Below are 22,955 nucleotides of genomic sequence, written 5' to 3'. Positions count from 1 at the left end.
CGCCCTCATAGGCCATTGAGTGGAACTTTCAGCATAGGTGCACCGCTTTCGTCGCACGGGATCTCGCCGGCCCGCATATTCACTTGCAGGGACGGTATGATCAGTTTGGGCATCGCCGGTTGCGCGTCACGCTCCGTTCGGAACTTGATGAAATCTTCGCGCGATTTGCCAGCACCCACATGGATGTTGTCGGCACGTTGCTGGCCAATTGTGGTCTCCCACGCGATGGCGCGCCCACCGGGGCCATAGTCGTGGCAGATGAACGGGCGCATCTCGCCCGGCAGGCTCAGCACGGTTTGGATAGAATCGTAAAGCTGCCCTGCATCACCACCCGGAAAGTCTGCGCGGGCTGAGCCGCCGTCAGGCATAAAGAGCGTGTCACCGGCAAAGGCGGCGTCGCCAATCACATGCACCATGCAGGCTGGTGTGTGGCCCGGCGTGGCAATCACAAAGGCTGTCATTTCGCCAATGGTGTAGGTGTCACCATCCTCGAATAAAGCATCAAACTGCGACCCGTCGCGTTGAAATTCCGTGCCTTCGTTGAAGATTTTGCCGAAGGTGTCCTGAATTTCGATGATGCCTGCACCAACGCCCATTTTGCCACCCAGCCTATCCTGAATATAGGGTGCAGCAGACAGGTGATCGGCATGGACATGGGTTTCAATGATCCATTCTACCGACAAGCCTTGTGACTGGATGGCGTCGATCAAGCGATCGGCACTGTCGTAAGTGATCCGCCCGGCGGCGTAATCCATATCCAGAACGCTGTCGATTATTGCACAGGCGTTAGATGCGGGGTCTTTCACGACATAAGAAATCGTGTTGCTGGCAGGATCAAAGAACCCTTCGACTTTAGGCTTTGCTGCCATATTGAGATTTGGGAAATTTGTTGAAGGTTCCATGATTTATTCCAGCGCGCCCGCGGCCTTTTTTCAGGCACCAACGCCTCCGGTCAGGTTCACAACGGGCGATAGTCCCATATCCATGGCCACCACCGCCGCCATGGCAGAACGCCCACCCGATGAGCAATAGAACACGTAAGTCTTATCTTGACTGAACTCCGGCTTGTGCGCAGGACTTTCCGGGTCGATGTGGAATTCCATCATGCCGCGCGACGATGCGACAGCACCCTCAATGACGCCGGTTTTGGCCTGTTCCGTACCATCGCACAGATCGACAAAAACGTGATCGGGCGAGCCTTCCAAGGCCGATGCCTCTTCGGCACTGATCGCAGGCACCGCTTTCATGGCCACCTTTACGATGTCTTTCGCGCTTTTGGTGATCGTCTGAGCCATGTTTGGTTTCATTTTCGATTGGTTTTGAGCCAGTCCAATAGTGCGTCGAGCGGCCAATTTATGGCACCGCTACAGCCGTATGCGCAGGCAGAGGCCACATGAGTTTCTGTGCCGCTCTCAGTCAAATTGCGAGATCAAGACGGGGCTTCCAGAACGGGCGGAACAGCTCGATCTTGGGGCAGCGGTTCATCACCACCTTCAGCCCCGCTTCTTCGGCAAGCGCGGCCGCGCGGTCATCATAAACGCCGATTTGGCCCCAAAGCACCTTGGCGCCGATTGCAATGGCTTTCTCGGTGATCGCGTAAAGTTCCTCTTTCGGGCGGAAGACCTCGACCATATCCACGGGCCGGTCGATCTCTTCCAGCGAATGAACGACAGGTATGCCGCGAATTTCGATCAGCTTTGGGTTTGGATTGACAGGGATCATGTCATAGCCCGTTTCGTGCAGCACACGCAGCACGCCATAGCTGAACTTGGTCTTGTCGCCACTGGCCCCCACCATCGCAATGGTTTTGACCGAACGCAGGATGTCCGCCAGATATTCGGGCGCGTAATCATACAGGTGATCGATGTCAGCTTCGGGCATTTAAGCCTCCTTAGGGGTCGCGATATCCGCCTTCAGCTCATGCGGCTCCAGCGGATCAAGGAAGGGGTTGCGATAAAGTTTGTCGTGGCTTTCGACGCCGATTTCCAATATGCAATCGCTCACCGCGCGGGCCACACACAGCAGAACATAGCCATTGTTGATCTGGCGATTGTTCAACGCCACTTGCCTGCGCTGATCCACTTCGCCAGCGGTCAGTTTGGCCGCACAGGTGATGCAGCCGCCGTATTTGCAGCCATAGGGCAGATCGACTCCCTGTTCGCGTAAAGCGTCCAGCAACGGACGGCGGGCGTCGACCTGATAGGTCGCATCATCGCGGTTGGCGATTGTGATTGTGCGGGTTTCGCTCACAGCCAGATGTCGCTTGTACAATCGCCACCGGGATAGCGGGTTTCATGGCAGCGGCTTGGTCCGTTTGGCTCTTTGCCAAAATCAACAACGAAATCTTCGTTGATTTTCATACCGCCGTTTTCGACATCACAGTCGATCATCAGCATGACACCGCCCTGGGTGCGAATTTCCGGATAGAACTGGTTGTCCCAGGTCGAGAACAGCGAGGTCGTGACATAAAGCCGTTTGCCATCAAGCGAGAGCTGATACATTTGCGGCCCGCCTGCCACTTTGACGCCATTGACCTCGGGCGCTTTGCCCAAAAGCCCGCCCATCCAAACCTGCCCGGTCAAAACAGGATTATGCGGGTCAGAGATGTCGTACTGGCGCATATCGCCGTGCAACCAGTTATTGAGGTAAAGGTATTTGTCGTCCATCGATACAAGGATGGCCGACATCACACCGGGCACGGGAATAGGCCATTCGGGATGCGGTTCATTCTCCACATCAATGATCTTTTCCCATTCCCATTTCCCAGCTTCGGACTTCCAGAAATGGATGACATTGGCGCTAAGCGCGGCACCGCAGAACCCATGTGTACTGTCAGGATCATGCAGAAACTTTACCTCCAGCGGGATCAGGCCGTCTTCGCCGAGATACATCGTCCCGACCGGCACCTTTTTCTCAAAATCCCAGATGTGCAGGCGGCGACCGTATTTCAGGTGGCCCACTTCTTCCAAATCAAACCCTGGCATGAATGTGTTGGGTGCGGCCCATTCGGAACTGACCATCACGTTATGGCGCGGCTGGTACCAGAAGTCATAACCAAACGGGATATCGCCCATTGAGTTTTCCCAACGACCAACGATCTCGAATTCTTTGTTGAGGTGCAGATAACCACCGGGCGCTTCGCCCTGTGCGTCACCTAAGAAGGAAATGATGATCTCAGAGCCCAAACAATGCACGGTGTGTGGGCCGCTCAGATTGGTTTTTGACTTGATCTCGGCCCCGTCAATCACCTTATGAAGGCGCGGAGCAAACGGGTCCGTCGCGGTGTCGATCACATGGATATTGTTGGACCGCACGCCTGGCACCAGCAGGTATTTACGGCTCATGCCCGCGTCGTCGTGGCAGGAAGAACAGGCATTCCAGCCCATGTGATGCAATTCATCCCCGATGCCGGGCATCTCTAAGCGATGGATGACTTGTGAATAGGTCGGGCTTTCCGGGTCGGCGTCCACGGTGGCTAGGTAGTCCGGCTTTTGAATGCCGGTGCCGGTGTAGATGGCAATTGTGTACAAGAGTTTTTCACGCGGCGCTTTGATCGCCTCGGCAGGGCTTGCATACCCCGGGCCACAACATGCTCCGTCCATCTTCACATTCCTCCCTTGCGATCATTTGAAGATTCTCGTAAATCGATAAAAGGATTCTCGCAAGGTAAAAATATGCATCTGGAACGCCTGACATTCATCCTCGAAGTTGTTGGACAAAAGGGCGAGGCTACAGTGGCCGAGATTTGCGCTCATTCTGACCTGCCTAAGCCGTCTGCCTACCGGTTGGTGCAGGACCTCGTCGGTGTGGGTCTACTGGAACCTGTTGCCCGTGGTACATTCACAATCGGCTCCCGCCTGAAGCGGATCACGAAAAGTGACCACTCTGACCGTGCACTGCTAGAGGTGATTGCGCCTGCGCTAAAGCAAGCCGCTAAACAATATGGCACCGCATTTTTCCTGTCCCGTCTGCGCGGAAAATCCGTGGAAATTATTCACGTTGAAACACCTGACACTGGGGTCTCCTATCTCCATCCCGGTTTGGGGAAACGACCCTTGCATGCCTGTTCCTGCTCTAAGGCCGTTGCTGCATTCTCACCCGACTTGTTTTTGACCAGCGAAATGGAAGGCCGGCTGCGCGCCTACACCGAATTCACCCTGACAAACGTGCAGGACTTGGAAGCCGAGTTTGACACCATTCGCAATCGCGGCTTCGCAGAATGCGTGGAAGAGATTGAGCGCGGCATGTGTTCGGTGGCAGCTCCCCTTGCGCCAAGCGGGCCAGGTTCCACGATGTCCATCGGTGCAACCGGATCGGTACGGGTCTTTACGCCAGCGTTCCGCGAAAAACTTGGTCCCCAGATCTCCCTTATTGCGCGTGAAATGTCTGCAAATTTGGGTTGGGACGCGGCGCAGGATGCCAAAATATCAGGCTAACTTTTAGGTGGTCTTCGAATGTGGGCCTCTTCTAAATCTGATCTGAACTGACCTCCGCTCCACACAAACAAAAAAAGCAACGCCGGACGTTCGAACGTCTCGCAGCATCAGTCAGTAAGGGCTCAGAGCCGACCTCAGATGCGGAGCGGCATCTGCCAGTTTCGCAGAACTAGCCTCGTGGCAGAACGGCCCATAAGAGACATTCTACACCCGAGCGGATTACTGGAATACAGCGTTGCAAACGGGCCTTTTTTGCCCGTGCATACTCACTCTCAGAAAAATCTAGACTATCCGGGAAAGACCGGTATTGGTCACGACAGCGGTCGTTCTAACATTTTGGCTGCAGACAAGCTGTCAGGCGGTACAAAAATCTCGCAGTATCGAATTAAAGAGCCCCGGCTTCTCTAAATGCGTCGCGTGAGCACATCCAGGTATCACGGCGAGGTTGGCGTCGGGAATTGATTGCCACAATTGTTCGGTTTGGCTCCATGGATAGGTCCGATCCCGGTCACCCCAAATCACCAACGTACGGGTCATGATATCCGCCAAATGTTTGGCGCCGCTCCAACTTTCCATTGCGTCGAGCCCAATTAGCATGGTTTGCAGGCTGCATTGTTCTGCAATCATAGCACAGTCCTCATAGGCCGCAGCTTTTCCCCGATCAAGAAACCAGGTTGCCGCAATACGTCTGGCCGTGGCTCTTGGTCCTTCTGTATTGGCCCGGCGCTTTGAAGTGTCGATCGTCTCAAACCGGCCGGGTAAAATGCCAATCGTTCCGGTGCCGTAAAGCACCAACCGGTCGATACGTTCGGGTGCACGGGTAACCATTTCTTGGACGATCATCCCACCCATTGAATGGCCGATCAGGGTAAATCGCTCAATTCCTCGCCCGGTTAATTCGCACAGCGCCCACTCGGCAAATCCAGCAATACTGGTGGGGGCCTCGAGATGTGCGTTTTCACCAAATCCCGGTAGATCCAGGGCCACGACATTGAAACCGGCCAGAGCATCGACTTGCCCCAACCAATGCCGACTGCCGCCCAAAAATCCATGGACGAATACGACAGGTGTCATTTGCGCCCACCCTGTACAATGCGATCAAGGATCATGGCACAGAAAAGGATCGCAAACCCGGCGAGGATGCCTTGGCCCACATTGGCATATTGCAACGCTTCCAGCACGTCCTCACCCAGCCCCTTGGCGCCAATCAGCGAGGCCACGACGACCATCGCCAGCGACAACATAATCGTCTGGTTGATCCCCGCGCGGATCGATGGGCTTGCTAATGGAAGATCTACCTTAGTGAGCAAGTACCACTTATTGGCACCGAAACTAATAGCTGCTTCGCGCACGCTTTCTGGTACACCACGCAGACCAAGAACGGTCAATCGTACCACCGGTGTGCCGCCAAAAATCATCGTGACCACAACCGCCGCTGGCTTTCCAACGCCGAAGAACGCAATCACAGGCACCATGAACACGAAGGCTGGCATGGTTTGCATGAAATCCATGATCGGCTGGATAAACGCATAGAACCGTGGGCGACGGGCAGCAAACATGCCGAGCGGAATTCCGATAACAATCGACAGACACGCCGCTGTCCCCAACAAGGCCAGCGTCGTCATGGCACCTTCCCAGAACCCCAAGAGGCCCATATAGGCCAGAAATGCGCCCGAATAGATGGCCGTGCTGATGCCCGCTGTCAGCCAGGTCAGCAGAATTATCAAGCTCGCAATCACGATCCATGGCGTCTGAACCAGTATGACCTCTAGCGCATCCAACAGAGTGCGAATGCCGAATGTCAGCCCATCAAAGAAGGTCTCGCTGTTGCGTACGCACCAGGCGATGAAATCTTCTACCCAAGTGATACTGGTCAGGCGGATGTTTGGGTCTGTCGGAAAATGGCTAAGCAGTGAAAAGCGCCCTGGGAAGCTGTAATGCAACATTGCCGCGGCGACGATTAACGCCATGAAGATTGCGCTGAACACGATCTGCGACACCGGCATGGCCGAACGGATCGAACGATCCGATAGCCACTCCGAGAAACGCGCCTCAAGCGCCCAGTTCGCCACCTGTGACTGTATGAATTTGATGATGATCAGTATGATCAGGCCGGTTAGAATGATGTAAGGACCTTCAGCTGCCATCGCCTCGGCCTCGGCACGGATACCCCCTATGTTTTCTTCAAGCGAGTCCACCGTTCGCTGATAGACATCGATCTTGTCCGAATTGTTTTCGATAGCCGCCGCCAATTGCTGACGGCGCAGTTCAAGCGTCCCTTCAATCGATGCAATACGCTCCATTGCCTCGGCTGCCAGATCGCCGAACAACCCTCGCGCAATCTGCACAAAGGCTATTGTTTCGAGGATCAGAAATGGTAACGCCCATGACCACAGACCTCGCGCACCGAACCAGACCGGACCAAACAATCCGGCCATCAGATTGAAAGTTGGTGTAAAGCGGGACGATGCACCAATCTTGTCGAAATTACGGATGTAGTAGTCAGGGCTGGTGCGCACAAATGTGCGAATGTTTTCACGCCGCTCTTCGGCATAGGCAAGGGCCGCTTCGCTTTCGGTATCTTCCAGCGGGTTCACATCAGAAATGCTCATGACACTTCGGTCCCTTCGATCACGGTGCGCAACAGATCGGCACGGGTTATGACGCCAACATCCACGCCGCCGTCCTCCACAAGGATTGCGCTACTGTTGTCGATCGCCAGATTGATCAGCGTGCTCAGATTTTCGTCTTCATTCACGCGCGGGGCATCCGACGGTAGCGGTCCATGGGCCGCAATATGTTCTGGAATTGGCCGCATGACCGCATGGGCGCGCACAACTTTGAGGCGTGAAATACCCGCAACGAAATCAGCCACATAGTCATCAGCGGGGTTCATCACGATGTCTTCGGCTGTCCCGATCTGCACCACCTTGCCGTCCCGCATGATGGCGATCCGATTGCCGATGCGGACGGCTTCATCAAGGTCATGGGTAATGAAGATCGTAGTCTTCTTGAGAATCTTGCTCAGCCGGATGAATTCATCCTGCAATTGTCGCCGGATCAGCGGATCAAGGGCCGAAAACGGTTCATCCATCAAAAGCACGTCGGGGTTGGCGGCCAAAGCGCGGGCTAGGCCCACACGTTGTTGCATGCCACCGGACAGCTCGTGTGCGAACTTTGACCCCCAGGCGCCCAGTTCGACAATATCGAGAATAGCAGCAGCCTGACGCATGCGTTCATTCTTACTGACCTGTCGGATTTCCAGTGGCATTGCCACGTTATCCAACACCGACCGATGCGGCATCAGCGCAAAGTTCTGAAACACCATACCGATTTTGTTGTTGCGAAACTGCTGAAGCTCTTTTGGCCCCAAGGCCATGACATCAGTGCCTTCGATTTCGATCTTACCAGCTGTCGGCTCCAGCAGTCGGTTGAAATGGCGAACCAGGGTGGATTTACCGCTGCCTGACAGACCCATGATGCAAAAAATCTCACCCCGGTTTACCGACAGGCTGACATCAGCGACGCCGACAACACAGTTGTATTCGGCCAGCACTTGGGACTTGTCCAACCCGCGGTCGCGGATCGCCTGCAGCGCCACCTCGGGTCTGCCTCCGAAAATTTTCCAGACATTCGAAATTTCGATAACGGTGTCGTCGCTCATAGGTCCTCCAGAGATCTGCTTTTGGGTGGCGCCAGCAGATGCCGCCACCCTGTTTCTGGAAGTGGGATCAGAGACCCAGCCAAGCGTCGACGCGATCCGGGTTCGCTTCGACCCATTCGCGGGCAACCTCTGCCGGATCGCGACCTTTGCCGCTGATCTCATAGGCGAAACCGCTGACATCATCTGCAGTCAATGCGAAATTCGCGAAGAAATCTGCAATCGCAGGTGAGCGGTCTGGCAACGTATTAGACCATGCGATCTGGACGTTCTTCAGGGCGTCTTTGGTGGCTACACTGGATTTGCTATACCAATCCGGATCGTCCGATGGCTGCACCATCACGTATTTTGCCGGGTCGAACGTCGGCTCGCTCAGCATTTGAACGTCGAACATGTACCAGACCGCGTGTGGCTTATAGCAATAGAAGGCATAGCCCTCGCCTTTGGCGATGCTGTCTTTGATACGCGCGGTCTTCACGCTTTCTTCTGCACGCACGGGCTCGATGAAATCAAGCAGACCGTAGTCGCGCGTTTTCACCTCGTTCACATTGGCCGACGCCCAGCCGGGGGCGCCAATCCACATCTCACCCTTGCCGTTGCCATCGCTGTCCATCAGGGCGGCGACATCTGGGCGGCCCAGATCAGCTATGTCGGTGATATTGTTGGCCTCACCAAAGTCCTTGCTGACGCAAAAACCCTGATTGCCTTCGTAGGGGTTCGAGGACAATGTTACCGTACCGGCCTCGTCGACATACTTCTTGGTAAAGCTCTCCTGATTGGGCAGCCACACATCTGGATGCACGTCGATGTCACCTTTGCCCTGATCCATGGCTTGAAAGATGGTTGCATTGTTACCGGGCACATATTCAACCGTCCCGCCGATGCGCGTTTCAACAACGGCACCCAGAAGATGAGCGATTGCCTGCGCCCCGGTCCAAGACGGCACACCGATTTTAACCTCTTCCGCCGCGAATGCGGGCATCGCATAGATACCTACCGCCGCTGCCATACCAAATGCCTTTAGCTTGTTTCTCATGATAGTCTCCTCTGTTGAATTGCGCCGTATTTTGGCGTCGTTTTTTTTAGTCAATCTCATTCCCATCACTCGGCGGTGTCGTACAAAGTCGTCTCGGGCTGCGACTTCGGACGGAAGGGGAAAAGGGGGACAAACCGCCAGGCCCTAGCTTAAAGTCTAGAGCATGAGGTTTTCTGAGGGCCAATTCGAACATTTCATCAAACTATTCCCGTAATGCATAGTTTTGAGTATGCTCGACCAATGCTTCCTTGGAAATGCAGGTACACACATTGGATTTGAATTGGCTGCGCGACTTTGAATGCCTCGCCCGGACACTGAACTTCACCCGAGCCTCCGATGAACGTAACATCACACAATCCGCATTCAGTCGTAGAATCAAAGCGTTGGAGAGCTGGGTCGGGCTGCCTCTGGTCAATCGCGCCACCTATCCTGTTCAATTGACAGAAGCAGGTCAACAATTCTTACCGGTCGCGCTGGCGGCGATCTCACAACTGTCAGAATCCCGTCAATCGCTGCGGGATGCCGATCGTGGGGATAGCCGTTTCATCCGGTTTTCGGTCCTCCACACGATCGCGGTTAATTTTTTGGCAAGTCGCATCGAAGAGTTGCAGATGCAAATTCCCGATCTGCGCACTCGAGTATTGTCCGATTCCCTAAGCACCTGCTGTGACCTGTTGGTCGAGGGCGCAGTGGACATTCTTTTGTGTTACAATCACCACTCGGTTTCACCGATGATTGATGAAACCGCATTTGAGCGAAAAGACCTGTTAAAGGATCGTCTGGTGCCAGTGGCTACAGCTGATTCAGTGCGTGCCATGGGTTGGAGCCTCGCAGAGCAGGATGGCCCACCCATCCCCTATCTGGCATATGACCGTTCTTCGTTTTTGGGCATGGTTGTAGAAAATACCATAGACCGCAAACCCCTGAACGCCGAGACGATTTATGTTGATAGTCTGGTTGAGACAATCAAGAGACGCCTGATTACCGGAAGCGGCTTTGCCTGGATGCCCGAAACTGCGATTTCGCCAGAGCTGGACGCAGGATTGCTGGTGCCAATCGGCGATGACGCGTGGTGTGCCACCTTGACGATTTCCGCATTTGCCAATCCGGCGACCTTAGATCAGACAGCGCAACAGCTTTGGGACCAATTATGAACAAAGGTATCTGTTGACTTACAGATTGCCTCCGAACGCTGTGGCGCACTTATTCAATCGCCTAAACTTGCCCTGCGTGGGAAAATTCGACAATCGCCTGGACAAGCAGGTCAATCGTATCAATGGCATTGACCTCGGCCGCAACACTATCAGCGATAAGCGAGAATTCTGAGCAAGCCACAAGCTGCAGGTCTGCTCCTGCGGCAACAAGTTCTTTCGAGGCAACTCTTAGTGTTTCGCGCGCCTCTTCGCACGGACCGTCCGTCTTAATTTTCCGGATCGCTGCAAGCATCTTTTCATCACCTGCGGACCAAACCACCGACAGCCCGCGCCTGTGCAACGCTGTCTCGAATAGCTGCGTATGTCGTACGGCGGGCGAGGCAAGCATCCCGACACATCCCCCTGATCCGAGCGTCCCAGCCGCATGATCAGCCGTCAGTTCGACCACGTTCAGCAAGGGTATTTCCACGGAGTCCGTAATCGCCTTGGCATAGTGATGGGCGGTGTTGCACGGCATCGCCAGCGCTAAGGCTCCAGCATCTTCAAGCCGACGCGCCATAGCGGCAAGCGTCGGCCCCGGATTCTCTCCGACGCCCTCGAGCAGATGACGAACCCGCGACGGCACCTGCGGGTTCATGTCGATCAACAAAGGTATGTGGTCTTGGTCATCAGTTGCGGGTACGGCCGCCACCAGCTTGCGCTGGAGGAGGATCGTCGCTTCGGGGCCCATACCGCCAAGAATTCCAACCGGGCGCAGTGTCATGGTTCAGACAGTCACCCAGCGGTTTTGATGATCAAAGGCAAAATCATACCCCCCAAGGGCTGCGGCACCCCCTGTGTGCAGGAACACAATCCGTTCGCCGTTGAACTCACCCTTCCGTGCAAGATCAATCAGACCGGCTGCACCCTTGGCGGAATAGCACGGATCGAGAAGGATGCCTTCGAGCTCTGCAAACATCTGGATCGCCTCTATGCCGCTTGTCGTTGGCAGGCCATAACCCTCGCCGACATAGTCAGTATTGGCCTTCACGTCTTCGCGCTTGACCACACCTGCGCAGCCCAGTTTTTCAGCAGTTTTGCAGGCGAGGTCAAAAACCATCTGTTCTTGCTTGGGCTGAGGCGCCCTTGTGCCGATGCCCAGCACGGGCACCTGCGCATTCATGGCACACATGCCCGTCACCAATCCGGCCTGCGTTCCTGAAGAACCGGTTGCATGCACCAATCTGTCAATTTGCAAACCGCTGTTATTTGCTTGTGCCAACAGTTCAAAGGCCGCGTTAACATAGCCAAGCGCGCCGGTCGGGTTCGATCCGCCGCCAGGAATGACATAGACATTGTGCCCTTCAGCGCGCTTCTTTTCGGCTGCTTTTTCCATCTCACCCGGCATATCATGGCCGCCGGGAAACTTCTCGGTGGTTGCGCCATGCAAATGGTCTAGCAGGACGTTACCGTTCGTATTGTAGTTTCCATTTTGGTAACCGGTGCGATCCTCCAAAAGGATGTGACAGGCAAGCCCCAGCTTGGCGGCAAATGCAGCCGTCTGCCGACCGTGGTTGGTTTGCGTGGCCCCTTGGGTCATCACCATGTCGGCACCCTGCGCCTCGGCCTCAGCCATTAGGAATTCAAGCTTGCGGGTCTTGTTGCCACCGGTCGACATACCAGTGCAATCATCGCGTTTGATCCATATTTCGACCCCCAGCTCTTTTGACAATCGAGTCATGTGTTCAAGCGGTGTTGGAAGATGGGCAAGATGCAGGCGGGGAAAACGGGCAAGGTGCATGTCATGGTTCCTAATATTTGCTTTTGTCAAGTTACTACGCGCTGAGGCACATTCCTAATTCGAACTTCGGTACATAAATTGCAGGAATTGCATGTTGTCACGAACTGCACTATCGATCCGCCATGCGTCTTGAGTGGATCGATGATATATTGGCCGTGCTTGATAGCGGCTCTCTCGCCCGCGCCGCTGAAAAGCGATTGCTGACGCAATCTGCGTTTACTCGGCGGGTGCGGCTTATCGAAGACAACATCGGCGCAACGCTGTTTGATCGCCGCCGCAAGCCAGTCTCTTTGATGCCAGGCGTGCGGGAACTGGAATTTGAGTTACGTGAACTCAGCACCCGGCTGCAGAGGCTTCGACACACCTTAAAGACAGCGAGTGATCAGACAGGCAAATCGCTGTCTTTTGTTTGCCAACACGCGCTCACCACGACAATTTCACCCGAAATTGTTCGCGTTTTAACTGAAGCTGGCGAAATCTCGGTTCGTGTTCGTTCAGGAAATCAAGACGAGTGCCTGATGCATCTGATTTCAAAAGAAGTTGATTTTGCCATCATGTACGCGGTGCCTGATGACAGTATTCAAGAACCCGTTAACGCGTTTGAAACCAAAACACTCGGGATGGATACTTTGATTCCAGTCTGTGCGCCTACTGTGCGCACGCAAGTGACGGAAGACGTAATTCCTACAATCAGCTACCCGCCCGAAGTCTTTCTCGGGCAGGTCTATTCCAGGATGATTGCGCCGCGATTACCTGAAGGTAAAACCGCAGTACCCAGGGCTGAAACCGCACTTACGTTGGCCATACTACAATACGCCTTGAATGAAATCGGCATCGCGTGGTTGCCCCACTCTCTAGTGGCGACCCACCTTTCTGAGGGCGCGCTTGTGTGCATTGACGATGTGCTGCCCACACAGCTTCTGGCAATCAGGGTAGTCCGCTTGGCAGAATCTCAGCCAGATCATGCAGAGCAAATATGGAAACAACTTGAAGACATTTTCAGTTTCTAGTTTTCCCGCAGTACCCTCTATCCCAAATGGCAAGCCGCCCCTAATCAGAAGGGCTTGATTTTCCCTTACACACCCTTCGCCAGACCGAAAAAAACAAAGCCCACACGCAAAACGCTTCGTTATCGCAAAAAACTGCTACATCCTAAGCACCTGATCCTGGCAGCAGTCGTCTCTCGAACGTGCCCAGCTGCCAAAGAAGCGATACAAGCGAGTGGCCACTTTGACTGTTGTGGTTTTTGAAATTCGAATACGCGGCGAACGTCTGCTTCCCGCCCATTTTTTAGAAAAACAACGTGTTCTGGCGCAAAGAGTTACGGCGCAGCCCACACCGTCGCACTTGTCTTGGGGCCAGCGGGATTTGGACTAGCCAAACGCCCCTGGCCATCAGGGGAAAGACGCTGCCTTCCCCCTCGGGCAACCCTATTAGACAGAACCGTGTCCTCGGCTGTGCCTGCGGGCCGCGCCACCCCCGTCGAATAGCATTGCCTCGCACCTTCCCGCGTTCGCCACGTGGCAGATTAGCAGGAACAGGCAGCTTCGCTGTCAGACCTACAAATCAGCTCTGATTTTCCAAGAGGGGGGATCAGATCAAACCAAACTGTCTGCGGGAGTATGAAATGGGGGCGGCGTGCTAGTTGATGACGCAAAGGTCAAATTCAACTGATGTCCAACGTTGGGAGCGCCTTCTGATGTCGAACATTCACTGCTTTTCTGGTCCAACTATGACAGTTGGGTCAGGTTCGTGTGACGTTCAACAGGAAACCAGTGGCGGACCGAGGAGGATTCGAACCCCCGACCCCTTGATTCGTAGTCAAGTACTCTATCCAGCTGAGCTATCGGTCCGCGTTGGTGAGGCGCTATGTAGACCCGGTATTCGGGACGTGCAAGTTGATTCTGTAAAAATAATTCAAAAAGCCCCATCGCCCCGCGGGAGGCGAATTTCAAAGGTGGTACCTGTTGACCCTGTCTCGGTCAGAACAAGGTCACCCCCATGGCCCCGCAACAGTTCCTGTGAGATCGCCAAGCCCAGACCCGACCCGCCTTTGCGGACACCACCCTGAAAGGGTGTGAACAGATTTTCACGCGCTTTGGCCGGCAGGCCTGGCCCTGTGTCGCTGATCTGAATACACCAGTTGGCGTCCTGCTCTTGCCCGGACAGGGTGATCCGACCGGGCTTTCCTGATGCAACCAGCGCCTGACGGGCATTTCGAACGAGGTTCATCATTACACGGAAAATCTGTTCAGGATCAGCTCGTACGACCAACTCTTCCGGCACATCATTGATGATCTCGACACAGGCATCGGCAACGGCAAGTTTCTCGCTAGCAACCACATCCTCGGCCACAATGCGGAGCGGAATCAAAGTAAGCGACGGTGCAGGTTCTTCAGCGCGGCCAAATGCCAATGTGCTTTCGCACAGGGTTACCGCTCGGGTGATCGAGTTCACCAGCTTAGGGGCCATGCGACGCACCAACGGGTCTTCGCTGGATTCGATCCGGTCGGTAAACAGCTGGGCCGAGGTCAGAATGTTGCGCAGATCGTGGCTTACCTTGGCCACAGCCCCGCCCAGCTGCGCCAGACGCTCGCGCTGTTTCAGGGCCTGGGTCAGTTCGGTTTGCAACTGTTTCAGCGCCTCTTCGGCCTCGCGCAGCTCGGTCACTTTAGAATCCGGTGAGATGATTCCACGGGCATCTTCGGGGGCGCTGGCATAGCGCTGCATATATCCGACAACGCTTTTGATGGGCTTTACCAGAACCACCCGAACCGCAAGAAACAGGAAAAAAGCCGTGATGATCGAAATCACAAATGACAGGCCCAGAATGCGTAACCCATAATCCGTCATCGCCATACGCAAAGGCATGCTGTCAGTCGTCACCTCAATCAGCAGACCTGCGCCTTTCACAGGCTCGCCAATAACACGGATGACTTCATTTTCCGGCGTGAACAACCGCACGACAGCATCCCGGATCAAAATCCATGGTCGCGCGTCACGCAGGTCATAGGTCTTGCTGATCTGCCCTGGAATAGGAGAGGACAGCATCAACTGGCGCATCTCGTCTCGCCGCAGAACCACGTTATAGACGCCCGCATTGGCCAGCAGTTCAGCCTCAAGGTCCTCGGCCAGCATATCATCGGCCAACAAAGCGAGCGAGGCGATCTGAGCGCGCTCCAGCCGGTTCAGCAGGAAATCTTCGCGGAATCGCGCAATCGAAGGGACAAAAATCAGAACCTCGGCCAACATCACGAAGACCGTCGTCAGGATCAGAAATCGGCCTGACAGCGAGTTCACATTGCTCTCCCTTCCAGGTCAGGGCATCCAGCGCTGGACGAACCTGACCACACGTTTAACCGTTTGATTCTCAAACAGCCTTGGTGAGAAATAGGCGCCCGCCACCCGTTTGTTAAGCTCTCCAATCGTCGGATAGGGCGAAACCATGGCGGCAACCTGCCCCATCTTCAGATTATTGGCCAGCGCCAGCGACCACAAGCTGATCAGCTCACCCGCCTGATGGCCAACAATTGTGGCACCTACAGGTCGGCCTTTGACGACCATGACCTTGATGAAACCATTCGTTTTACGCTCGGAAATGGCGCGGTCGTTGTGGTGATAGTCAAACCGCGCAATTTCCATCTTATCGCCATGCTCGGCGCGCGCCTGCACCTCGGTCAGGCCAACCTGCGCCAGCTCGGGGTCGGTGTAGGTCGCCCAGGGGATATGTGCGGTTTTCGCCTTGGAAGGCAGCCCAAACAGCGCCGAACGAATGATAATCCCCGCGTGATAGCCCGCCACATGAGTGAATTGCAGCCCACCCGCGACATCTCCGATCGCATAGACCCTGCGGTTCGTGGTGCGCAGGGTGTCGTCGACCTTGATGCCGGTTCGGATGGGCTCGATCCCGGCAGCGGCAAGGTTGAGGCGGTCGGTATTGGCCTTTCGCCCCGCAGCCAACAGCAGATGCGTGCCCGAGAAGATCTCGCCGTTCTCGGTCACCACTTCAACCGCGCCATCGGAGCCGCGAATCTGTGCCACCATCGCCTGTTCATGGATCGCAACGCCCTCGGCGCGCAAACTGTCCAGCACGACCTCTGCCGCCTCGGGGTCATCCTTGCCCAGCGCCTTTTGCCCTTCGATGACTGTGACCTTGCAACCGAGCCGAATATGCGCCTGCGCCATCTCCATACCGATGGGGCCGCCGCCGATGATCAGCAGATGATCGGGCTTGTCGCGCAAGTCGAAGACGGTCTCGTTGGTATAATACGGCACCTTGTCCAAACCGGGTATCGGCGGGACCAAGGGGGATGAACCTGTTGCAATCACAACCCGCCGCGCGGTGATCAGGTGATCCCCCGCCTGAACCTGTGTCGGAGAGACAAAGCTGCCATATTCCCGGATCACCTTGACACCAAAGCTTTCGAACCGCTCTTGGCTGTCCATCGGCTCGATCTGCGCAATCACATCATGCACGTGATCTTTGGCGGCGGCGTAATCCACCTGTGGCACCACATCCGCCACACCCAGCGCCGAGGCATGCGCCTGCCAATAGGCGGCCTTGCCGCTGGCAATCAGTGCCTTGGACGGGACGCAGCCGAAATTCAGACAATCCCCGCCCATCTTGTGACCTTCCAGCAGGATCACATCCGCACCCATCTGGCTCGCCCCCGCGGCGACCGACAGCCCACCTGACCCGGCCCCGATCACCAGGATATCGGATTTCAGTTCTTGCATGATCAGCTGTCCTTTTGGCCGCGCAGCGTTTTGATCAGAATGGGCAGAGCCGCCAGCACACACAAGCCGATGATCGGGCCGATGACAAACGGCTCCCACAGCAGTGAGACATCTGGCGTTTCACCTCGGTCGAATACACCGCCCAGTCCGACGCCGATCCAAGTATAAACGATACCGCCGGGAATGATGCCCAGCGCCGTGGTGAACAGAAAGTTGCGGAACTTCACCCCCACCAGCGCCGGCACCAGATTGGCCACAAAGAACGGAACCACCGGGACAAGGCGCAGCAGGAACAGGACCGAGATCTCATTCTCGCGCAGGCCGTCCTTCAGCTTTTTGATGGTGCCTTCCGAGGCTTCAAGCCGTGCTGTCAACGACGCACCTAAGCCCCAGCGCGCCGCCAGAAAAATCGCCGAGGCGCCGATGGTTGCTGCAAAAATGTTGAAGACCGTGCCTGCGAAAAGGCCAAACAGGAACCCTCCGGTCATCGAGGCCACCGCAGCGCCGGGCAGCGAGAACGCAACGATGGCAATGTAAATCGCTATGAACGCACCTGCCATTGCCCAGTAATTGGCATCACGCCAACCCAAAAGGGCCTCTCGGTTGTCGCGCAGGGTTTCAAAAGTCAGGTATTCACCCAGTGTAAAGTAACCCAAAGCGGCTACGGCAAGAATCACCAGCAAAGGAATATGTCGCGCAAGCCCGCTGCGCGGGGCCTGAGTTGTATCGCTCATAATGGTGTCCGGTTTTGTGCGTCTCATTCTGGCCTCAACATGCGACGTCACGCGCCCGGGCAACAGGGGCCTCACGCTGCCTTGATCTTTTCGACAGTGAATGTGAGGGTTTTGTGCCTAAAATCCGTATTTTTGAAATCTTTTACCGCGCAGGATTATAGAATTGTTGCAAAAGGCTGCAAAACCCCCACCAAGGGGTTTGACTTACCCCCCGCTTGGCAGTAGAGGACGGGCTTCGAACACCACGGGCAGGCGAATCCGCGCTGCACCCGACCGAATAGATTGGAGACGGAGCGATGAAACGCACCTATCAGCCTTCGAACCTGGTTCGCAAACGCCGCCACGGTTTCCGCGCGCGCATGGCCACCAAGGCCGGCCGCAAGATCCTGAACTCGCGCCGCGCACGTGGCCGCAAGTCGCTGAGCGCATAAACAGCTCACCGATCAGGTTATGAACATGACGCCGCCGGAGGCCCCTGAGGATGGTAAGAACCAACCTGGGGATACGCCCCCGGCGGCGTCCGTTTGCGCATCCAAAACATTGATCATCCTCAGGAAACGATCCGATTTCCTGAACGCCGCGCGTGCGCGTCGGCAGGGCACATCATCAATGATGGTGCAGGCGCGCAAACGCGCCAAGGGCGAGGCGGACGGGATTCGCGTCGGTTTCACCTGTTCCAAAAAGGTCGGCAATGCCGTGGCTCGCAACCGGGCCAAGAGACGCCTGCGCGAAGCTGCGCGCGCGGTACTGCCTGAGAAGGGGCAGGACGGCTGGGATTACGTGCTGATCGGTCGCGCCGATGTCACAGACGGACGCCCCTATGCGGCGCTGCTGGATGATTTGCGCTATGCTCTGCGTAAAGTGCATGCTGCGCGAAAATGACATTGCTCTCGCATATCCTTGCCTTACCCATTCGGGCGTACCGGTTGCTGTTCAGCCCTTGGGTCGGGTTCAACTGCCGCTATCAGCCTACATGCTCGGCCTATGCGTTGGAGGCACTGGAAAAACACGGTGCCATCAAAGGCACATGGCTGGCCGCGCGACGGATCGGACGCTGCCACCCTTTGGGTGGTGACGGGTATGATCCGGTTCCGGACCGTGAAGATCACTCCTGACCCGTCGTCGGACTTGACCGGAGCGCACCTTCGCTGAACAGTTGTGCTGTTCAATTCGAGGGCCAGATGACATCTGACGCGCGCCATTCCCTATCCACGCATGACGTTCTGAACCAGCCGCTTGTGCGAGCAGATTTAGACCTTTGGGCCTCTGACCCAGTACTGCAAAATGTGACAGGCGCGCGAAGCTCTATTCTTCGCAACTATGGTGCAGACCTTGGGCGTGCTGCAGTGAGAGACATGGCGCGCGAGGCCAATTTCCACTCCCCAGAACTTGTTCTGTTTGACCAAGGTGGACGCCGCCTGGATGAAGTGCGTTTCACTCATTCATACCATCACCTGATGCAACTCAGTCAATCATCCGGATACGCAGCCGTTGCCTGGTCTGACCTACCGAATGGTCACGCAACCCACGCCGCCATGGTCTACCTTGCCAGTCAGGTCGAACCCGGACATTGCTGCCCGCTGACCATGACTTACGCCGCCATTCCAGCACTTGCGGCGAATGAAGAGATTGCCTCGATCTGGGTTCCCAGATTGACAGAATGGAACCACGATTCCTCTATCGCTCCTATCGCCTCCAAAAAAAGCGCCACGCTGGGTATGGCGATGACTGAGAAACAGGGCGGCTCGGACATTCGCGCCAATACCACGACGGCCACACGCGACGGAGATCACTGGCGGTTGCGCGGGCATAAATGGTTCTGCTCAGCCCCGATGTCCGACGGTTTCCTGACACTTGCCCAGACCCCCGGCGGTCTGACCTGTTTCCTTGTGCCCCGCTGGCTGGACGGCGAACGCAACGCAATCCACCTGATGCGGCTGAAGAACAAGCTGGGCAATCGGTCCAACGCCTCGGCCGAGATTGAATACCATGATGCGCTGGCCTATCAGCTTGGCGATGAGGGCGCGGGTGTGCGCACAATCTTGGAGATGGTGCATCACACACGGCTCGACACTGCGATGGCCCCGGCAGGTCTGATGCGGGCGGCCCTCAGCGAAGCGCATCACTGGGTCAGCCATCGCAGCGCCTTTCAGCGCCGGTTGATTGACCAACCCCTGATGCGCATCGTTCTGGCCGATCTCGTGCTGGACTGGGAGGGGGCGCTGACACTGGGAATGCGTGTGGCGCAGGCTTTTGACGGTCATACACCCGAGGATAAAGCCTTTTCCCGCATCGCTGTTGCACTCGCCAAATTCCTCAACAACAAACGCTGTCCAGCCGTCGTGGTCGAAGCCATGGAGGTGTTGGGCGGCATGGGCTATGTCGAGGACACCCCCCTGCCCCTGCTCTACCGTGAAGCCCCTTTGAACGGCATCTGGGAAGGTTCGGGCAATGTGATCTGTCTGGATATCCTGCGCACCCTGGCGCGCGACCCATTGGCCGCCCAGGTCCTGCAGGCCGAGCTTGAGGCGGCAACCGGAGTGAACCGCCACTATGATGCGGCGCTGAGGGACCACCGCGCCCGCTGGACCAATATCCCACCCGAAGCCGAGGCGCGCTGGTTTGCGGAGCGCACTGCCTTGCTGCTGACGGCCTCTCAACTGATACGCCAAGCGCCCGAGCCGGTCGCTGATGGATTTGTGGCGTCTCGGCTGACAGGTAACAATGGCCGCATCCCCGGTTCGGTGTCCGGGCTGGACACTGGTGCCCTGCTTGCGCGGTTGGGTTGACCCGCACACTTGCCCGGATACGCCATCTGCTGTAGGGGCAGCGCATGTTTGACGAAGCTGACGATATCCATCCGCTGTTTGCCGGCGCGCCTTCGACCACCGAGTTCAAGAAGCTGCGCAAACGCATCGTGCGCCACACCCGCGAAGCCATCGAACACTATGGCATGGTGGACCCGTCAGCGCATGAGAAAGACGGCAAACCACCCCGTTGGTTGGTCTGCCTGTCAGGCGGTAAGGACAGCTATACCTTGCTAGCGGTTCTGTACGAGTTGAAATGGCGCGGCCTACTACCGGTCGATCTGCTGGCTTGCAATCTGGATCAGGGCCAACCGGGTTTTCCCGCTACCGTCCTACCCGAGTTTCTGGAACGCATGGGTGTACCGCACCGCATCGAATATCAGGACACTTACTCGGTCGTCATGGACAAGGTTCCCCAAGGCCGCACCTTTTGCGCGCTATGTTCGCGCCTACGCCGGGGCAACCTGTACCGCATCGCGCGGGAAGAGGGCTGCTCGGCCGTGGTGCTGGGTCATCACCGTGACGACATCCTTGAGACGTTTTTCATGAACCTGTTCCACGGCGGCCGTCTAGCAACGATGCCGCCAAAGCTGGTGAACGAAGAAGGCGACCTGTTCGTCTTTCGCCCCCTTGCCCATGTCGCCGAGGCGGATTGCGAGAAATTTGCCAATGCGATGAACTACCCGATCATTCCTTGTGACCTGTGCGGCAGCCAGGACGGGTTACAACGCCAACAGGTCAAACAGATTCTCGATCAGTGGGAAAAAAACAGCCCCGGACGGCGGCAAGTGATGTTCCGCGCCTTAACCAATGCGCGCCCTTCGCACCTTTTGGACCCGAAATTGTTTGATTTTGTTAATCTTTCCATCAATTCGAGCGAAAAAACTGAAAAAACGGATGATATTCCACAGCTGCGTTAACGAGTGACTCAGACTGATTTTCTACGGTTTGACCTGAGCGCAAGATGCTCAGGGTAAAGGCGAAGACGAACCGATGAGGAAATCTGTTTCCGTTGATCAATTTCTCGATACTCTCACCACGTATCTGAGTGGCCCGCCGGTGCTGGCCTTTGCTCCCGCCATTTCGCTTGCGGCTTTCTGGATCGGTGGAGAACGTGCGCTTGTCGTTGTGGCACTAAGCCTTCCGTTGCTGATCGTCGCCTTCGCCTCAGTCAGACGCACGCAAACTGCACGCATCTCTCCACTGCACCATCACGGAAGACTCGCGCCAACGGATAAGTTTGCCGCCGAACTTGAAAATTTCTTTGACCGTACCGATCACAATAACATGGGATCGGCTTGTATGATCATAGCCTTAGACGGGTTCACAGAATTTGTTGACCTGCACGGAAATGCGGCCGCGACTCATCTGTCCAACCAATTTTGTGACCGCATCTTCTCGGTCATTCGAACCGGCGATATTGCGACACGATTAGACGAGTGCAGAATAGCCATCGGCCTGCGCCCGTCACAGCATCTCGATCTCGAAGCCTGCATTCAGATGTCGGGCCGCATCCAATCCGCCGTTGAAGAGCCGATCACCCTAAACGGCACCACTGCCTATGTCTCGTGTTCAATCGGTTTTTGCCTGCAATCCGCAGTTCGCGGATCCGGGTTTGAAAATTGGATTGATGCCGCATCTGCTGCGCTATGCGAAGCTCAGCGTAATGGGCCCTCAACGATCCGCGCCTTTTCAAACGAAACCCGCCGTCGATCCAATATCAGGGCCAACCTTCGCAAAGAGTTCGAGGCTGCGCTGGACAACGGACAAATCCGCCCCTGGTTTCAGCCTCAGGTTTCCACAGACACAGGGCGGGTTACGGGGTTTGAAGCCCTGGCCCGCTGGGAGCACCCGCAAAAAGGCATCTTGAACCCACAGATATTTCTGCCTTTTGCCGAACAGGCCGAGCTGATGGAGAGGCTTGGCCAGACGATGCGGCATCATGCATTTTCCGCGATGTGCTGCTGGGACCGGAACGGGATTCACGTCCCACGAATCGGAATCAACTTTTCTTCGGACGAGCTACGAGACCCCGCTCTGCTGGACCGATTGAAATGGGAACTGGACCAAAACGACCTGACGCCCGACCGACTGGCTGTCGAAATTCTGGAAACCGTGTTTTCGCGACGTCCGGACGATGTGATTACCCGCAACGTGACCAGCCTTGCAGCACTTGGCTGTTGTATTGATCTGGATGATTTCGGCACTGGACATGCCTCGATCGCCTCGATCAAACGGTTTGATGTGACGCGGATCAAGATAGACCGAACTTTTGTGGCCAAGGCGGACAGTGATGCATCGCAACAACAATTGGTCAGTGCAATTCTGACTATGGCCGAAAGGTTGAATGTCGAAACACTCGCCGAGGGTGTTGAAACCACCGGTGAGCACGCGTTGATGGCACAGCTTGGTTGTGACCACGTTCAAGGCTTTGGCATTGGCAAGCCCATGCCGTTCGAAAAGACCATGGATTGGATCTCGGCCCACCAGAACAAAGTCAAAGGCATTCCCAAGATTGGAAGGCAAGCGGGTTCCTGATCGCAGGTTTTCACCACAAAAGCCCAATCTGGAACCATAAGGCGGGCGAATCCGCTTGACCTTTGGGGCTGC

At 55.9% G+C, this 22,955-nt stretch carries 23 protein-coding genes and 1 tRNA gene; 9 read left to right on the top strand and 15 right to left on the bottom strand.

Annotated elements, in window-relative coordinates; all coding sequences use genetic code 11:
• Window positions 1–5: 5 nt before the first annotated feature.
• The 5 genes from AC2FH6_RS20370 to AC2FH6_RS20350 form a co-directional block, all read right to left on the bottom strand.
• Window positions 6–902, bottom strand: a complete 897-nt coding sequence (locus AC2FH6_RS20370; protein ID WP_496704058.1) for an MBL fold metallo-hydrolase — start codon at window positions 900–902, stop codon at window positions 6–8.
• A gap of 30 nt (window positions 903–932) precedes the next feature.
• Complete coding sequence (locus AC2FH6_RS20365; RefSeq protein ID WP_496704057.1) at window positions 933–1,295, bottom strand: rhodanese-like domain-containing protein; 363 nt, start codon at window positions 1,293–1,295, stop codon at window positions 933–935.
• A 121-nt stretch (window positions 1,296–1,416) separates the two neighbouring features.
• Entirely contained in the window at window positions 1,417–1,881 is a 465-nt protein-coding gene (locus AC2FH6_RS20360) for a CoA-binding protein (RefSeq protein WP_142640390.1), read from the bottom strand.
• A complete protein-coding gene (locus tag AC2FH6_RS20355) occupies window positions 1,882–2,250 on the bottom strand; it encodes a 2Fe-2S iron-sulfur cluster-binding protein (protein ID WP_142640391.1) in 369 nt (122 codons plus the stop codon).
• Window positions 2,247–3,602, bottom strand: coding sequence for a selenium-binding family protein (locus tag AC2FH6_RS20350; protein ID WP_496703445.1), 1,356 nt, complete (start codon window positions 3,600–3,602; stop codon window positions 2,247–2,249). The genes AC2FH6_RS20355 and AC2FH6_RS20350 overlap by 4 nt, the downstream gene beginning before the upstream one ends.
• Window positions 3,603–3,674: 72 nt before the next feature.
• Between AC2FH6_RS20350 and AC2FH6_RS20345 the strand changes: the two genes are divergently transcribed.
• Window positions 3,675–4,436: an IclR family transcriptional regulator gene (locus tag AC2FH6_RS20345; RefSeq protein ID WP_496703447.1), complete on the top strand. Its 762-nt coding sequence runs from the start codon at window positions 3,675–3,677 to the stop codon at window positions 4,434–4,436.
• A 354-nt stretch (window positions 4,437–4,790) separates the two neighbouring features.
• Here AC2FH6_RS20345 and AC2FH6_RS20340 read toward each other — a convergent pair whose 3' ends face one another.
• From AC2FH6_RS20340 to AC2FH6_RS20325, 4 genes are all read right to left on the bottom strand, one after another.
• The gene (locus tag AC2FH6_RS20340; protein ID WP_496704056.1) at window positions 4,791–5,510 is read right to left on the bottom strand and encodes an alpha/beta fold hydrolase; all 720 of its coding nucleotides are present in this window, start codon (window positions 5,508–5,510) and stop codon (window positions 4,791–4,793) included.
• A complete protein-coding gene (locus AC2FH6_RS20335) occupies window positions 5,507–7,048 on the bottom strand; it encodes an ABC transporter permease (RefSeq protein ID WP_142639703.1) in 1,542 nt (513 codons plus the stop codon). The genes AC2FH6_RS20340 and AC2FH6_RS20335 overlap by 4 nt, the downstream gene beginning before the upstream one ends.
• Window positions 7,045–8,100, bottom strand: a complete 1,056-nt coding sequence (locus AC2FH6_RS20330) for a quaternary amine ABC transporter ATP-binding protein (protein ID WP_142639705.1) — start codon at window positions 8,098–8,100, stop codon at window positions 7,045–7,047. Before AC2FH6_RS20330 ends, AC2FH6_RS20335 begins: the two co-directional genes overlap by 4 nt.
• A 67-nt stretch (window positions 8,101–8,167) precedes the next feature.
• Window positions 8,168–9,133, bottom strand: a complete 966-nt coding sequence (locus tag AC2FH6_RS20325; RefSeq protein ID WP_142639707.1) for an ABC transporter substrate-binding protein — start codon at window positions 9,131–9,133, stop codon at window positions 8,168–8,170.
• A 269-nt stretch (window positions 9,134–9,402) separates the two neighbouring features.
• Between AC2FH6_RS20325 and AC2FH6_RS20320 the strand changes: the two genes are divergently transcribed.
• Entirely contained in the window at window positions 9,403–10,287 is an 885-nt protein-coding gene (locus AC2FH6_RS20320) for a LysR family transcriptional regulator (RefSeq protein ID WP_496704055.1), read from the top strand.
• A 61-nt stretch (window positions 10,288–10,348) separates the two neighbouring features.
• Here AC2FH6_RS20320 and cuyB read toward each other — a convergent pair whose 3' ends face one another.
• Both cuyB and cuyA read right to left on the bottom strand, forming a co-directional pair.
• Window positions 10,349–11,050: a cysteate racemase gene (gene cuyB / locus AC2FH6_RS20315; protein ID WP_496703454.1), complete on the bottom strand. Its 702-nt coding sequence runs from the start codon at window positions 11,048–11,050 to the stop codon at window positions 10,349–10,351.
• A 3-nt stretch (window positions 11,051–11,053) separates the two neighbouring features.
• Window positions 11,054–12,067, bottom strand: coding sequence for a D-cysteate sulfo-lyase (gene cuyA / locus AC2FH6_RS20310; protein ID WP_496704054.1), 1,014 nt, complete (start codon window positions 12,065–12,067; stop codon window positions 11,054–11,056).
• Window positions 12,068–12,189: 122 nt separating this feature from the next.
• Between cuyA and AC2FH6_RS20305 the strand changes: the two genes are divergently transcribed.
• Window positions 12,190–13,077, top strand: a complete 888-nt coding sequence (locus AC2FH6_RS20305; RefSeq protein WP_496704053.1) for a LysR family transcriptional regulator — start codon at window positions 12,190–12,192, stop codon at window positions 13,075–13,077.
• A gap of 766 nt (window positions 13,078–13,843) precedes the next feature.
• Here the strand turns inward: AC2FH6_RS20305 and AC2FH6_RS20300 are convergent.
• The 4 genes from AC2FH6_RS20300 to AC2FH6_RS20285 form a co-directional block, all read right to left on the bottom strand.
• Window positions 13,844–13,920: transfer RNA gene (locus AC2FH6_RS20300), tRNA-Arg, on the bottom strand.
• A gap of 64 nt (window positions 13,921–13,984) precedes the next feature.
• Entirely contained in the window at window positions 13,985–15,367 is a 1,383-nt protein-coding gene (locus AC2FH6_RS20295) for an ATP-binding protein (RefSeq protein ID WP_496704052.1), read from the bottom strand.
• A gap of 18 nt (window positions 15,368–15,385) precedes the next feature.
• A complete protein-coding gene (locus AC2FH6_RS20290) occupies window positions 15,386–16,804 on the bottom strand; it encodes a dihydrolipoyl dehydrogenase family protein (RefSeq protein WP_496704051.1) in 1,419 nt (472 codons plus the stop codon).
• A gap of 2 nt (window positions 16,805–16,806) precedes the next feature.
• Window positions 16,807–17,538 (bottom strand): TVP38/TMEM64 family protein, encoded by a 732-nt coding sequence (locus AC2FH6_RS20285; protein ID WP_496704050.1) that lies wholly within the window; start codon window positions 17,536–17,538, stop codon window positions 16,807–16,809.
• Between the two features lie 296 nt (window positions 17,539–17,834).
• Here AC2FH6_RS20285 and rpmH point away from each other — a divergent pair, with 296 nt between their 5' ends.
• The 6 genes from rpmH (at window position 17,835) to AC2FH6_RS20255 (ending at window position 22,883) form a co-directional block, all read left to right on the top strand.
• Window positions 17,835–17,969: a 50S ribosomal protein L34 gene (rpmH, locus tag AC2FH6_RS20280; RefSeq protein WP_005632162.1), complete on the top strand. Its 135-nt coding sequence runs from the start codon at window positions 17,835–17,837 to the stop codon at window positions 17,967–17,969.
• A 25-nt stretch (window positions 17,970–17,994) separates the two neighbouring features.
• On the top strand, window positions 17,995–18,420 hold the full coding sequence (gene rnpA, locus AC2FH6_RS20275; RefSeq protein WP_496703460.1) for a ribonuclease P protein component: 426 nt from the start codon (window positions 17,995–17,997) through the stop codon (window positions 18,418–18,420).
• Complete coding sequence (yidD, locus tag AC2FH6_RS20270) at window positions 18,417–18,653, top strand: membrane protein insertion efficiency factor YidD (RefSeq protein ID WP_496694398.1); 237 nt, start codon at window positions 18,417–18,419, stop codon at window positions 18,651–18,653. The genes rnpA and yidD overlap by 4 nt, the downstream gene beginning before the upstream one ends.
• 66 nt (window positions 18,654–18,719) lie before the next feature.
• On the top strand, window positions 18,720–20,327 hold the full coding sequence (locus AC2FH6_RS20265) for an acyl-CoA dehydrogenase family protein (protein WP_496704049.1): 1,608 nt from the start codon (window positions 18,720–18,722) through the stop codon (window positions 20,325–20,327).
• Window positions 20,328–20,371: 44 nt separating this feature from the next.
• On the top strand, window positions 20,372–21,265 hold the full coding sequence (gene ttcA / locus AC2FH6_RS20260; RefSeq protein ID WP_142639727.1) for a tRNA 2-thiocytidine(32) synthetase TtcA: 894 nt from the start codon (window positions 20,372–20,374) through the stop codon (window positions 21,263–21,265).
• Window positions 21,266–21,338: 73 nt separating this feature from the next.
• Window positions 21,339–22,883 carry a putative bifunctional diguanylate cyclase/phosphodiesterase gene (locus AC2FH6_RS20255; RefSeq protein WP_496704048.1) on the top strand — a complete coding sequence of 515 codons (1,545 nt, stop codon included), beginning with the start codon at window positions 21,339–21,341 and terminating at the stop codon, window positions 22,881–22,883.
• Window positions 22,884–22,955: the final 72 nt, after the last annotated feature.

The sequence above is a fragment of the Ruegeria sp. CDSC045 genome (genome assembly GCF_059610725.1).
The sequence above is the reverse complement of the archived record's forward strand: the minus strand, read 5'-3'. Positions and strand labels throughout refer to the sequence as shown.

What these genes read in the sequence shown, in the direction of transcription:
- AC2FH6_RS20365 (WP_496704057.1), bottom strand. Translation starts at nt 1,295, where the DNA reads ATGGCTCAGACGATCACCAAAAGCGCGAAAGACATCGTAAAGGTGGCC.
- AC2FH6_RS20330 (WP_142639705.1), bottom strand. Translation starts at nt 8,100, where the DNA reads ATGAGCGACGACACCGTTATCGAAATTTCGAATGTCTGGAAAATTTTC.
- AC2FH6_RS20285 (WP_496704050.1), bottom strand. Translation starts at nt 17,538, where the DNA reads ATGAGCGATACAACTCAGGCCCCGCGCAGCGGGCTTGCGCGACATATT.
- AC2FH6_RS20335 (WP_142639703.1), bottom strand. Translation starts at nt 7,048, where the DNA reads ATGAGCATTTCTGATGTGAACCCGCTGGAAGATACCGAAAGCGAAGCG.
- AC2FH6_RS20290 (WP_496704051.1), bottom strand. Translation starts at nt 16,804, where the DNA reads ATGCAAGAACTGAAATCCGATATCCTGGTGATCGGGGCCGGGTCAGGT.
- yidD (WP_496694398.1), top strand. Translation starts at nt 18,417, where the DNA reads ATGACATTGCTCTCGCATATCCTTGCCTTACCCATTCGGGCGTACCGG.
- ttcA (WP_142639727.1), top strand. Translation starts at nt 20,372, where the DNA reads ATGTTTGACGAAGCTGACGATATCCATCCGCTGTTTGCCGGCGCGCCT.
- cuyB (WP_496703454.1), bottom strand. Translation starts at nt 11,050, where the DNA reads ATGACACTGCGCCCGGTTGGAATTCTTGGCGGTATGGGCCCCGAAGCG.
- AC2FH6_RS20350 (WP_496703445.1), bottom strand. Translation starts at nt 3,602, where the DNA reads ATGGACGGAGCATGTTGTGGCCCGGGGTATGCAAGCCCTGCCGAGGCG.
- cuyA (WP_496704054.1), bottom strand. Translation starts at nt 12,067, where the DNA reads ATGCACCTTGCCCGTTTTCCCCGCCTGCATCTTGCCCATCTTCCAACA.
- AC2FH6_RS20345 (WP_496703447.1), top strand. Translation starts at nt 3,675, where the DNA reads ATGCATCTGGAACGCCTGACATTCATCCTCGAAGTTGTTGGACAAAAG.
- AC2FH6_RS20255 (WP_496704048.1), top strand. Translation starts at nt 21,339, where the DNA reads ATGAGGAAATCTGTTTCCGTTGATCAATTTCTCGATACTCTCACCACG.
- AC2FH6_RS20370 (WP_496704058.1), bottom strand. Translation starts at nt 902, where the DNA reads ATGGAACCTTCAACAAATTTCCCAAATCTCAATATGGCAGCAAAGCCT.
- AC2FH6_RS20305 (WP_496704053.1), top strand. Translation starts at nt 12,190, where the DNA reads ATGCGTCTTGAGTGGATCGATGATATATTGGCCGTGCTTGATAGCGGC.
- AC2FH6_RS20265 (WP_496704049.1), top strand. Translation starts at nt 18,720, where the DNA reads ATGACATCTGACGCGCGCCATTCCCTATCCACGCATGACGTTCTGAAC.
- AC2FH6_RS20360 (WP_142640390.1), bottom strand. Translation starts at nt 1,881, where the DNA reads ATGCCCGAAGCTGACATCGATCACCTGTATGATTACGCGCCCGAATAT.
- AC2FH6_RS20325 (WP_142639707.1), bottom strand. Translation starts at nt 9,133, where the DNA reads ATGAGAAACAAGCTAAAGGCATTTGGTATGGCAGCGGCGGTAGGTATC.
- AC2FH6_RS20340 (WP_496704056.1), bottom strand. Translation starts at nt 5,510, where the DNA reads ATGACACCTGTCGTATTCGTCCATGGATTTTTGGGCGGCAGTCGGCAT.
- rpmH (WP_005632162.1), top strand. Translation starts at nt 17,835, where the DNA reads ATGAAACGCACCTATCAGCCTTCGAACCTGGTTCGCAAACGCCGCCAC.
- rnpA (WP_496703460.1), top strand. Translation starts at nt 17,995, where the DNA reads ATGACGCCGCCGGAGGCCCCTGAGGATGGTAAGAACCAACCTGGGGAT.